Origin of the sequence: Polaromonas sp. CT11-55 (assembly GCF_047303325.1) — a bacterium.
Classification (GTDB): Bacteria; Pseudomonadota; Gammaproteobacteria; order Burkholderiales; family Burkholderiaceae_C; genus Polaromonas.
Genome location: NZ_JBKBEX010000008.1, coordinates 165,145 through 176,642, shown reverse-complemented (window position 1 = coordinate 176,642; position 11,498 = coordinate 165,145). Strand labels below are relative to the sequence as shown.

The window sequence follows — 11,498 nt, the reverse complement described above, 5'->3', positions numbered from 1 at the left end:
CCCCCTATCCCCACCTGCTCGCCCCGCTGGACCTGGGTTTCACCACGCTGAAAAACCGCGTGCTCATGGGCAGCATGCACACCGGCCTGGAAGACGGGCGCAAGCATTTCCCCGCCATGGCCGCCTACTTCGCCGAACGCGCGCGCGGTGGCGTGGGCCTGATGGTCACCGGTGGCTTCGCGCCCAACATCGCCGGCTGGACCAAACCCTTCGCCGGCATGCTGGCCAGCTCGGGCGCGGCGCGCCGCCACAAACAGGTCACCGATGCCGTGCATGCCGAGGGCGGCAAGATCGCGCTGCAAATCCTGCACACCGGCCGCTACGGCTACCACCCGCTGTGCGTCGCGCCCTCGCGCATCCAGAGCCCGATCTCCCCCTTCGCCCCGCGCGAACTCAGCGCCGGCGGCATAGAGCGGCAGATACGCGCCTTCATACGCTGCGCGCTGCTGGCGCGCGAGGCCGGCTACGACGGCGTCGAGATCATGGGCAGCGAAGGCTATTTCATCAACCAGTTCCTCGTCACCCACACCAACCAGCGCACCGACGACTGGGGCGGCAGCTACGCCAACCGCATGCGCCTGGCCGTGGAGATCGTGCGCCGCACGCGCGAAGCCGTGGGGCGCGACTTCATCATCATCTACCGCCTCTCCATGATCGACCTGATCCCCGGCGGCAGCAGCTGGGAGGAAGTCGTGCTGCTGGCCAAGGCCGTGGAGGCCGCCGGCGCCACCCTCATCAATAGCGGCATAGGCTGGCACGAAGCCCGCGTGCCGACGATTGCCACCTCGGTGCCGCGCGGCGCCTTCACCTGGGTCACCAAAAAGCTGCGCACCGACCTGCGCGCCGCGGGCCTGACCATCCCACTGGTCACCAGCAACCGCCTGAACATGCCCGAAGTCGCCGAGCAGGTGCTGGCCGATGGCTGCGCCGACATGGTCAGCATGGCCCGCCCCTTCCTGGCCGACCCGGAATTCGTCAACAAGGCCGCCCAGGGCCGCCGCGATGAGATCAACACCTGCATCGCCTGCAACCAGGCCTGCCTGGACCACGCCTTCAAGGCCCAGCTCGCGAGCTGCCTGGTCAACCCGCGCGCCGGCCATGAGACCGAACTCATCATCAAGATCGCGCCCGCCAAAAAACGCATCGCCGTCATAGGCGCGGGCCCGGCGGGCCTGGCCGCCGCCACCACACTGGCCCTGCGCGGCCACAGCGTGGACCTGTATGACGCGGCCGACAGGATAGGCGGGCAGTTCAACCTGGCCAAGCGTGTACCCGGCAAGGAAGAGTTCGAGGAAACCCTGCGCTACTTCGGCCAGCGCATCAGCGGCACCGGCGTGCGCCTGCACCTGAACACCCGCGTCGGCGCCCAGGACCTGGTCGCCGGGAAGTTCGACGAAGTCATACTCGCCACCGGCGTCACGCCGCGCAACCCGCGCATCCCGGGCCAGGAGCATCCCAGGGTGCTCAGCTACATCGACGTGCTGCTGGGCCGCCAGCCCGTGGGAAAGCGCGTGGCCCTGATAGGCGCGGGCGGCATCGGTTTTGACGTGGCCGAGTTCCTGGTCACGCCCGCAGGCCACTCCACCGCGCTCGACTTGCCGGCCTGGCTGGCCGAATGGGGCGTGGCCGATCCCGGCGAAGTGCGCGGCGGCGTGGTGCGCCCGCAGGTGGCGCCGCCGGCACGCCAGGTCACGCTGCTGCAGCGCAAGCCCGGCAAGCTGGGCGCCGGCCTGGGCAAGACCACCGGCTGGATACACCGCGCCGCGCTCAAGATGAAGGATGTGGAAATGCTCTCGGGCGTCAACTACGAACGCATAGGCGAGCAGGGTTCAGATTTGGGCCTGTTCATCACCTTCGGCGAAAAGCGCACGGACGGCACCGTGCTCGCCGTCGACAACATCGTGCTGTGCGCCGGCCAGGAGCCACTGCGCGATCTGCTGGAGCCGCTGCGCGCGGCCGGCGTCAAGACCCACTTGATAGGCGGCGCGCACGAGGCCGGCGAACTGGACGCCAAGCGGGCGATCAACCAGGGGACGAGGGTCGCAGCGGCGCTTTAAACCCGGGCCAGGCTGAACAGCAGCAGCCCCAGCGCCATGCCAAAACTCAGCGCATGCACATTGGCCGCCATGGCGATGCGTTTCATGAGCCTCAGGCCCTGCTGGTCCTGCGAGCCCAGCAGGAACAGCAGGCACATCTCGCGCCGCCGCTGTGGGTCAACGGCGCTGTGCTGCTTGAGCGCCTTGTGCATGGACACCGACAGGTAAAGCGCGGTCACCGAGGCCAGCACGATGACGGGGAAAAACCAGCCGCGCACCATCCACACCGGAAGCTGCGGCACCCACCAGGCGCGCAGCAGATCGGCGGCGGCAAAAATCAGGAAGCCCGCGGCCAGACCCAGCCACTCGTGGGTGCGGAACCTTGCCATCATTTTCCTGGCCTTGGTTTCCAGGGGCAGTTCGTATTCCATTCGGGTCACCTCGTGCGGGCGTTGCGGCGCGGGGTGCGGCCTGGGCCGGCACGATGCCGGCCAACGCGAGTGCAAGGATTCTGCGCAGTAATGCACTGGGGGGCAATACTGCAAATGTAGGAGGCGGCGGGCCGGCGCCCCACATTCAGCGCCGGCGCAGCGGATCCAGCAGGGGCTTCAGGCCGTTGTGGTCGATTTCCTGCATCAGCGCCAGCAAGCGGCCGATTTCCCCTTTGGGAAAACCTTCACGGGCAAACCAGTTCAGGTAATTGCCCGGCAGGTCGGCGATCAGTGTGCCCTTGTGCTTGCCGAAAGGCATTTCGCGGGTCACCAGCAGCAACAGGTCTTCTGGGTTCATGGATACAAATAGAGAGGCCTAGCCGCCGGCCCGCTTGGGCGCATAGCCTTGCTTCTGCAGCGCCGCCATCACGGTGTCGCAGTGGTCGCCCTGGACCTCGATCACGCCGTCCTTGGCCGTGCCGCCAGATCCGCAGGCCGTGCGCAGCTGCTTGCCCAGCAGCGCCAGGGCCACGGCGTCCAGCGGCAGCCCTTTGACCACGGTCACCGTCTTGCCGCCACGGCCCTTGCTTTCGCGGCTCACGCGCACCGGGCCGCCCGCCGCGGGCGCCGCCGCCTGCTTGCAGCTACAGGCCGCCACCGGCCGGCGGCAGGCCGGGCACATTCTTCCAGCCTCGGTGGAATACACCAGGCCGCCTGCGGGAGTTTGTTTCATGAAAGAGGAAAGATGAACGTGGGAGGGCAACCGGGCGGCGAGCCGGGTTTTAGAACGATCGTTCGTAAAAAATTGTGAAGTAGTTCACAGAAAACCAAAAATGTACCTGATATCCCTTATAAACAGGGCCGGGATGGCGCTACGCCCTTCTTCTCCAGCACAACCTCCGGGCGATTTCAGGGCGCGAACATGACGGGCAGCAGTTTTCTGATCGGGTTTTTCCTCTTCCTCGGCAGCGTGGCCCTCGGCGCCCTGGCTTATGAACGCTGGTTGTCCCATGTGGTGGCCACCCGCAAGAAAGTGGCGCGCAACCATGCCTTGCGCGCCAAGCCCCTGACCAGCCGCGACGAGCTCCAGGTCTGGCGCTGGCTGGAGGAGGTGTTCCCCGAGCACCGCATCCTGCCCAAAGTCCCCTTCACCGGTTTTATCGAACCCAACCAGCGCGGCGGCGACGCCCACTGGCAGGCGCTGCTGAGCACGGTGAACTTTTCCTGCGCCCTGGCCGACCAGAAAGGCACGGTGCTGGGCTGCATCGACGTGCTGGGCCGCGGCGAGGTCACCGGCCGCAACCATGGCTTCAAGCGCGAGCTGCTGGCCCGTGCCGGCCTTCCCTACTGGATTGTTGAAAGCCAGCGCCGGCCCAGCGCCGCGCTGCTGCGCGAAAAATTCCTGGGCACCACCACCAGCGAAGCCGCAAAACTCGCCTCCAGCGAACGCGCCCGCCGCCCCGCTCGCGCCAAGCTCGAACAGCCGCAGCTCTCGCGCGTGTCCAGCAATGCCTCGGACCTCACCAAGGCCGGCATGACGCCGCTGCATTTGAAGTCCACCCTCAAGCTGCAAGCCCTGGCCCGCGCCTTCGCGCTGCGCCTGGCCGGCGAAGGCCCGCAGCGCAGGCCTATCAATTACTCCAGTACCAACCCGAGCAGTTCCATCATCTAGGTTCTTGCGGGTCTGGGCGGTCATCAAGCTGCCCCGGCCGTTGGGGTTTCTGGCCAAACAGCAGGCCCAGCATCAGGCCGGCCGCGATGATCATGCCACCCATGGCCATTGCGCCGGTTTTCCATCGCGCGCCGGACAGCACCCGCTGTTGCACGGCCTGCAGTTCGCCACGGAAAGCGGCATCGCCAAACTCACCGAGGTCGCGGCCTTGCGCGTCGACGCGGTTCAGCCTGATAAAGCTGTAGTCGCCGACCAGCGCGGTGCTGCCCAGCGCGTCGATCAGCAGGGGGTCGGAATCATCGGCCAATGCCGCGCGCGCCACGGGCCGCCGCTGGGCGTCAAACACCAGCACGTCGCCATCTTTCTGACCCTGCTTCACGGCCAGCATCCACAGCGTGCCGTCCGGGCCCAGGGCCACGTCGGTGACCTTGCCGCGGCCCTGGCGGGCCTGGTCGTGCGCGGCCGAGCCCAGGCTGCGCAACAGCTCGGTCGGCTGGCCGGCGGCGACGCGCAGCCAGACCAGCCGGCGGTGATCATTGTCAGCCACCACCAGAGTGTCATTGCCCAGATAGCGCAGGCGGTTGGGGAAGAACAGCGGCACCACCTGTGGGTCGCTGCTGCCCAAGGCCTTGCCGTCCAGGTCAAACGACTGTACGCGGGTCCCCTTGGCATCGGCGATGAAGACGCGCTCACCCGTGCGGTCCACGGCCAGGTGCACGGTCAGGGACAGTGCATTGTTCTTGAGCTGCGGGCCTTGCATTGCCGTGCGGCAGTCCACCAGTTGCGCCTGCGCATCGCTCCAGGCGCAACGCAGCACGCGGGGCACGGTGGCGCCGTCAAAGAACCAGGCCTCGACCCGCTGCCGGGCATCCACCGTCCAGTCCATGTCGCCGGGGCTTTCGCCCAAGCCCAGCGCCTTCAGGTCCTGGCGCGCGATGCGGCGCCCCTGGGCATCAAGCACATGCAAGGCATTGTTGGCAACGACGGCGACGCGCTCACCCTGCGGCGCCTTGAACACCCGCAGCGCCACCATGCCCCCCTCCGGGTTGGCCATGTTCTGGCCATGCACAAAGGCCGCCACGCACAGCGCAAGGCCGATCAAAATGGGGATGGCCAATTGCCATTCGCGTCTGGTCATGATGGGTGCGCCCTCGCCGCTGATGTTGTTATGGATGGGGCCCAAGTGTGCCCCAGGCGGCGGCGTGCCCTCTCAGTCCCCTCTCCCCCTGGGAGACAGAGTCAGTCTTACTTCAGCAAAAACTCCATCTCGGTTCCCGCCAGGTTCAGCACATCACTGTGTGACAGCGGTGTGGCCTTGGGGCCTATGGCCTTGCCGTTGAGGGTGGACGGCGTGTCCCCGTCCATATGGGCCACGTAATAGCCGTCACGCCGGTGCGAGATCGACACCACCGCCACGCCCGGCTGGCCGAAAGTGGTGACCGCCTTGACCACCGGCACTTCCAGCCCCGCCGACGAGCCCGACAGCACTTTCAGGCTGGCCTGCCGCGCCCCCGCGGTGCCGGGCAGCCCTATCGCGTCCAGCGACATCGCCGTGGTTTCCTGGCTCTCGGCGGGCTCGTCGTGCTCGGACCTCGCCAGGTACTGGATCTTGAAGTGGCCGATGTTGATGACGTCGTTGTCGTGCAGCAGCTCGCGCGCCTTGACCATGTGGCCGTTGAGGTAGGTGCCGTTGGTACTGCCCAGGTCGCGCAGGTAGACGTCGGCGATGCCCTTGAGTTCAAACACGCAGTGCTCGCCGCTGACCACCAGGTTGTCGAACACGATGTCGTTGTACGGCCGGCGGCCCAGCGTCGTGCGGTCGTTCTTCAGGTAGACATGCTTGATTTCGACGCCTTCGACCGATGCAATAAGTTGCGGCATGAGGAGAAGCCTTTCTTCTGGGTCTTCCGGAGGTATCGCCGCCACTCCCAACGTGGAGGCATCCCCATCGTAGCGCCGCCCCAGAGAAGGCACAAGGGCGGCTGCGCCGCTAGTTTTTCTCCGCCGGGCGGCAGGCAGCGCGTATCAGCCGCAGCGTCGGGTTGGGCGTCACGTCGCGAAACGCCATGTGCCTGACCACGCCCTCGGGGTAGGTCGAGGTCTGGTGCGGCTCGCCCTGCCACAGCGGCTCCTTGTAGAAGTCCAGCGAGAGGTAGCGCGCGGTTTTGTGCGCGCAGTCGAACTGCACGGTGGAGGTGTAGGAGCGGTAAGGCACACCGTCCCAGCTGGTGCGCGGCAGGGAGCGGCTTACACGTATTTTCATGGTGCGCGTTTCGCCCTGCACACTCACCGGGACCGGATCGACCTCTATGGTGTTGAGCGCCGGGTCCTGCGGGTCGCCAAGCACGGTGAACCACGCGGCCTGCGCGTGCAGCACGGAGGCGCCTCCCAGCAAGCCCCAAAACAGCATGTTCTTTTTCATGGCGGTTCTTCAGTGATGCTGTGAAACCTAAGAATGTTTCGCCCTCTTGCAGCATTTGCACAATGTCGCACTCGATCCAGTCTAACGGGCGGCGGTGCGGCTTGTCACATGAAATGACATAGCGTTGCACGCGCATTGGCATGGCTGCAACACCTTGTTGTAGTCCGCAGCCGACACCAGACCGCGCCCCCTCCCTTCGCGCAGCGCCCCGGCCAGCCCTTAACTTGAAGGCATGGAATTTTTCCATGTTCCCTCCCAACCACCCGAAAGGTAAATCCCATGAACAAAGACCAGGTCAAAGGCAAGATCAAGGAAGTCGCCGGCGAAGTGCAGGAGCACACCGGCAAGATGGTCGGCAACGCCGAGCAGCAGGCCAAGGGCCATGCCCGCGAGTTTGAAGGCAAGGCCCAGAAGGCCTATGGCGATGTGAAGGAAGACATCAAGGACACCGCCAAGGAAGTGAAGAAGGACCTGGAGCGCGACCCGCTCAAGCCTTAAACCTTAACCGGGGTTTCACAACCCCCGCGCCTTAGCGCGCCACCACAGATCGGCCGGTTCATCCGGCCGATTTTCTGTGCGCGCCACTTTAGCCCCAGCACCATCTGCACCATCTGCACCATCTGCACCATCCGCAAGGCCAAGGCGTGTCGGGATGTCGGGATATTCGCTGACGGCCACAAGCGCCTTCGCCGCCGGCCGCGCCGCTTCGCGCTGCGCCATCATGGCCTCGTGAGCCCGCACGCAAAAGCCCAGCCTCGTCAAACTCCCGCCCCGTCCCTGCCCGAGGATCTCAGGCACGGCGGCTTGCGGCAACCCGCCGTCACCATCGAAGGCTACAGCCTGCAGCTGCACGACGGTGAAGGTTTTGCGGGCGACAGCGTCAGCCGCACCGCCTACAGCGAGATGCTGGACACCTGGCGCACGCTGTATCGCCACATCAGCGGCCTGGACCCGCTGGGCCGCAAGCCCACGGCAAAGATCAGCAAGAAGCGGCTTGACGAACTGCTCAGGCGCAACGGCAAGGCCGCGGCCATTATCGCCGCGGCCTCCGAAGACTATGCCTGGCAGCTGGCCCGCGTGGTGCGGCGTTTCCTCGCCCATCCTTCATGGAAGGGCGTGCGGCGCATCGTGGTCGGCGGCGGCTTCCGGCAAAGCCTGGTCGGCGAACTCGCCATAGACCGCACCGCCGAGCTGCTCTACCAGCGCGGCAGCCGCGTGCACCTCATGACCTTGCGCCACCACCCCGACGAAGGCGGGCTGATAGGCTGGGTGCACCTGGCGCCGCCCGAGGTGCTGTCCGGCTACGACGGTTTCCTGGCTGTCGACATAGGTGGCACCAATGTGCGCTGCGGCATCGTGCGCCCCCGCGCGCGCAAGGCGCCGGACCTCACCGAAGTCAAGGTCAGCGCCCTGCGCAAGTGGGGCCATGCCGGCGACAACGACGCCACCCGCCGCGAAGACCTGGTGCAAGGCATCGCCGCCATGCTCAAAAAACTCATCAAGCAAGCCGGCGCCAGAAAGCTCAGGCTCGCGCCCTTTGTCGGCGTGGCCTGCCCCGGCATGATCAGCGAAGACGGCTCCATCGCCGCCGGCGCGCAAAACCTGCCCGGCAACTGGGAAAGCCCGCGCTTCAACCTCGCGCAGCACCTGGCCGAACACCTGCCGCCGCTGAATGGCCGCGACATCCAGGTGCGGCTGCACAACGACGCGGTGGTGCAGGGGTTGTCGGAGCTGCCCTTTATGCAGGGCGTCAACCGCTGGGCCGTGCTCACGGTGGGCACGGGGCTGGGGAATGCGAGTTTTGTGAATAAGGCCGCGCCCGCTGCACCCCGAAAGCGAGCGGCCAAAAAACGCTGAGGCTGGAAAACCTAACGCGGCGCGATCGGCGGCCCGACCACCACACCCGGAAACACCGGCAGCTTCTCGGCCGCCACCGGCGCCGGCGGCTGCAGCACCACACCGGGCATGCCGCCCGAATCCCCACCCTGCACGGCCGGCGGCTGGTTTTCTGCCGGCGCCTGTATGGTCACGTACTTGATCACGGGCGCGGGCTGCCAGCGCGGTGCGCCGCCTTGCCCGCCTGTTGACGCCCCCGCCATGCCCACGCCGGCCGGCAGCTCGCCCGGCTGGCCTTCCTGCGGCGGCTCGGCGCCGTTGAGCAGGGCTTCCACGCGCTGCTGCTCCTGGTCCGTCACGCCGCCGCCCTGCGGCGCCGGAAAGCGCTGCTCGGCGTCCACCACCTTGGCCTTGATCGCCTGCTGGAAAAACTCGCCCACGATGGGCAGCGCGCTGCGCGCGCCCTGGCCCCAGCTGTCGCCCATGGTCACCCGGTTGTCGTTAAAGCCCACCCAGGCGCCCGCCACCAGCTGCGGGTGCATCATCACAAACCAGCCGTCGGTATTGCCCTGCGTGGTGCCGGTCTTGCCGGCCAGGTCGGCGCGCAGGCCGTAGCGGCTGCGTATCGCCGCGCCCGTGCCCTGGTCGATCACGCCGCGCATCACGTCCAGCAGCGTCTGCGCCACCGTGGTCGACATCACCGCCTCCGGCGCCTTGGCTTCGAACTGTTCCAGCACCTTGCCGTTGCGGTCTTCCACGCGCGTAACGATGATGGGCTCGATATAGCGCCCGTCATTGGCCAGCGTGCCGTAGGCCGTGACCATTTCCTTGAGCGTCACCGGGCTGGTGCCCAGCGCGAGCGACGGTACTTCTTCCAGCTTGCTTTGCCGCACGCCCATGGCCTTGGCCAGCTTGGCCACATGGGCCGGGCCCACCACCTGCATCACCTGCGCGGTAATCGTGTTCTTGGAGAACATCAAACCCTGGCGCAGGCTCATGAACTCGCCGCTGGGCCCGCCGCCGTCGGTGGGCCGCCAGAAGGCGCCGTTGCCCAGCGGGATTTCCACCACGCCGTCGATAAAACCATCGCTCTGCCGGGCGCCGTCCTCAAAAGCCGCGCCGTACACAAAGGGCTTGAAGGTCGAGCCCGGCTGGCGGCGCGCCTGCTGCACATGGTCGAACTGGTCGTCCGAAAAATCCCGGCTGCCCACCCAGGCCCGCACCTGGCCGTTCGTCGGGTCCAGCGCCATAAAGCCGGCCTGCAGCCGCGTCTTCTCGTCCTTGAGCGTCTGCATGAAACCGGCGTCGGCCATCAGGGTCTTGGTCGCCTGCTCGTCGGTCTGCCCCGCGGCGCGCGCGGCCTTGTACTCGGGGGTATCGCGCACAAAGGCCAGGGCCAGCTCGCGCTGCGCGCCGCTTTTGGCCTTCCAGCCCGAGTTGAAGCGCCAGTCGCCCGCGACGATTTTCTGCAGCCGCTCGCCCTGCGTCACCAGTGCCTTGTTGGCCATGGCCTGCAGGCGCGAATCAATCGTGGTGCGCACCACCAGGCCGTCGGCATAGATGTTGTAGTCGTTGCGGTCCGCCCATTCAATCAGCCAGCGGCGCAGCTGCTGCGCCAGGTGCGGCATCTCGCCGAGTTCCGGGTCCAGGCGCTCAAAGTCGATCTTCAGCGGCTTCTTCTTGAGCGCCGCGAGTTTGTCTTCGGGCAGTTTGCCGTGCTTGACCATCTGCATCAGCACGGTGTTGCGGCGCTGCAGCGCGCGGTCGGGGTTGACCACCGGGTTGTAATAACTCGCGCCTTTGAGCATGCCCACCAGCGTCGCGCTTTGCAGCACGTCCAGCTCGCTGGCCGATTTATCGAAATAGGTGCGCGCCGCCATCTCTATGCCGTAGGCGTTGTAGAGGAAAGGCACGGTGTTCAGGTAACTCTCGAGGATCTCGTCCTTGCTGTAGACCGCCTCGATCTTGAAGGCCGTGATCGCCTCCTTGAGCTTGCGCGTCAGCGTGGCCGAGCGGCCGATTTCCTCGGGGTACATATTGCGCGCCAGCTGCTGCGTCAGCGTCGAGCCGCCCTGCTTGCGGCCCGTGAGCGTCAGCAGCACCGAGGACACCGTGCGCCGGAAGTCCATGCCGTGGTGGTCGTAAAAGCGGTGGTCCTCGGTCGCGATCAGCGCGGCCACCACATTCGGCGAAATCGCATCGAGCTTGACCCAGTCGCGGTTCGCGCGCTGGAAGCTCGCCAGCTCCTGGCCGTCCACCGACATCAGCACCGAAGGCTTGGCCGTCTTGGCCTTGAGCAGGTCGCTGATGCTGGGCGTGAAAGGGATCAGCAGCACCGTGTACAGCACCAGCATGGCCGGGATCGCGGCCAGGCCAAGGGCCACGCCGCGCCAGGTGGGGTGGCGCAGCCGGTCGGGAATCGTCGCCGCGAATGCGCGCAGGCGCGGGCCCAGGGGTGCCTGGAAAAGGGTCTGGAAGGGGTTCTTCATTGCCTGCAAGTTTACTGGGGCGCTGTAAACCCCTTTTGTAGGACGGCGGCGCGGCGGAACAAGACGAGCGAAGGGCCGGCAAAGCCGGAAGAAACACCTGTTTTCCGGCACCACCAGGGGCACTTGCCGCTCTCAAATGTCGGCACCGGCCTACAAATGGCGGGCCGGCATCACGCTAAGGTAGTTCTATAGACATACAGGCGCCCAAAGCATCCATACGCCAGATAGATGCCAGATAGATGCCAGATAGATGCCGGATAGATGCCACACAGATGCCACACAGGCGCCAAGGAGACCTCCATCCATGAGTTTTCTCTCACACCAGCCCGTCGTGCAAGCCGACCGCATCAACCTCCACAACCCCCAGGCCGCCGCCGCGTGGGAACAAAAGCTGCACGCCGATCGCGAACAGCTCAGGCGCGCCATCGCCGCCGTCGGCGACAAGGCCAGCAAGGTCGAGAAATACCTCCAGGGCAACGCAGCCTCCGCAGAGGACAGGGACAAGCCCCATTGATGGCCGCCGCTGTTGCCGCCACAATGGGCTGAGCACCCACCCGGGTTCGCCCGGTTCAAACCCGTCCACCATGTTCCGCGCAGCGGCCACAATGCCCT

The 11,498-nt window shown here is 66.2% G+C and carries 12 protein-coding genes; 5 read left to right on the top strand and 7 right to left on the bottom strand.

The genetic code is table 11. From position 1 onward, the window contains the following. On the top strand, positions 1 to 2,057 hold a 2,057-nt coding region (locus tag ACEN8I_RS10555), incomplete at its 5' end, for an FAD-dependent oxidoreductase (protein WP_413328361.1). Here the strand turns inward: ACEN8I_RS10555 and ACEN8I_RS10550 are convergent. From ACEN8I_RS10550 to ACEN8I_RS10540, 3 genes are all read right to left on the bottom strand, one after another. Next, on the bottom strand, positions 2,054 to 2,467 hold the full coding sequence (locus ACEN8I_RS10550) for a hypothetical protein (protein ID WP_413328360.1): 414 nt from the start codon (positions 2,465 to 2,467) through the stop codon (positions 2,054 to 2,056). The two genes, ACEN8I_RS10555 and ACEN8I_RS10550, sit on opposite strands and share 4 nt — an antisense overlap. A 145-nt stretch (positions 2,468 to 2,612) precedes the next feature. Next, a complete protein-coding gene (locus ACEN8I_RS10545) occupies positions 2,613 to 2,825 on the bottom strand; it encodes a DUF3820 family protein (protein ID WP_413328359.1) in 213 nt (70 codons plus the stop codon). An 18-nt stretch (positions 2,826 to 2,843) separates the two neighbouring features. Continuing rightward, positions 2,844 to 3,200, bottom strand: coding sequence for a translation initiation factor Sui1 (locus tag ACEN8I_RS10540; RefSeq protein WP_413328357.1), 357 nt, complete (start codon positions 3,198 to 3,200; stop codon positions 2,844 to 2,846). Between the two features lie 189 nt (positions 3,201 to 3,389). On the opposite strand from ACEN8I_RS10540, the gene ACEN8I_RS10535 reads away from it, so the two are divergent. Then, a complete protein-coding gene (locus ACEN8I_RS10535) occupies positions 3,390 to 4,139 on the top strand; it encodes a DUF2726 domain-containing protein (protein ID WP_413328356.1) in 750 nt (249 codons plus the stop codon). On the opposite strand, the gene ACEN8I_RS10530 is transcribed toward ACEN8I_RS10535, so the two are convergent. From ACEN8I_RS10530 to ACEN8I_RS10520, 3 genes are all read right to left on the bottom strand, one after another. After that, a complete protein-coding gene (locus tag ACEN8I_RS10530) occupies positions 4,132 to 5,277 on the bottom strand; it encodes a hypothetical protein (protein ID WP_413328355.1) in 1,146 nt (381 codons plus the stop codon). The two genes, ACEN8I_RS10535 and ACEN8I_RS10530, sit on opposite strands and share 8 nt — an antisense overlap. Positions 5,278 to 5,384: 107 nt before the next feature. Then, on the bottom strand, positions 5,385 to 6,020 hold the full coding sequence (locus tag ACEN8I_RS10525; protein WP_413328353.1) for an FHA domain-containing protein: 636 nt from the start codon (positions 6,018 to 6,020) through the stop codon (positions 5,385 to 5,387). A gap of 109 nt (positions 6,021 to 6,129) precedes the next feature. Beyond that, complete coding sequence (locus ACEN8I_RS10520) at positions 6,130 to 6,561, bottom strand: surface-adhesin E family protein (RefSeq protein WP_413328352.1); 432 nt, start codon at positions 6,559 to 6,561, stop codon at positions 6,130 to 6,132. A gap of 279 nt (positions 6,562 to 6,840) precedes the next feature. Between ACEN8I_RS10520 and ACEN8I_RS10515 the strand changes: the two genes are divergently transcribed. Both ACEN8I_RS10515 and ACEN8I_RS10510 read left to right on the top strand, forming a co-directional pair. Then, positions 6,841 to 7,059: a CsbD family protein gene (locus ACEN8I_RS10515; RefSeq protein ID WP_413328351.1), complete on the top strand. Its 219-nt coding sequence runs from the start codon at positions 6,841 to 6,843 to the stop codon at positions 7,057 to 7,059. 231 nt (positions 7,060 to 7,290) lie between these two features. Continuing rightward, positions 7,291 to 8,418 carry an ROK family protein gene (locus tag ACEN8I_RS10510; RefSeq protein WP_413328349.1) on the top strand — a complete coding sequence of 376 codons (1,128 nt, stop codon included), beginning with the start codon at positions 7,291 to 7,293 and terminating at the stop codon, positions 8,416 to 8,418. An 11-nt stretch (positions 8,419 to 8,429) separates the two neighbouring features. Here the strand turns inward: ACEN8I_RS10510 and ACEN8I_RS10505 are convergent, their stop codons facing one another. Further along, entirely contained in the window at positions 8,430 to 10,886 is a 2,457-nt protein-coding gene (locus ACEN8I_RS10505) for a transglycosylase domain-containing protein (protein ID WP_413328348.1), read from the bottom strand. 304 nt (positions 10,887 to 11,190) lie between these two features. Here ACEN8I_RS10505 and ACEN8I_RS10500 point away from each other — a divergent pair, with 304 nt between their 5' ends. After that, positions 11,191 to 11,400 (top strand): DUF3606 domain-containing protein, encoded by a 210-nt coding sequence (locus ACEN8I_RS10500; RefSeq protein WP_413328347.1) that lies wholly within the window; start codon positions 11,191 to 11,193, stop codon positions 11,398 to 11,400. The last annotated feature ends 98 nt before the right edge of the window (positions 11,401 to 11,498 follow it).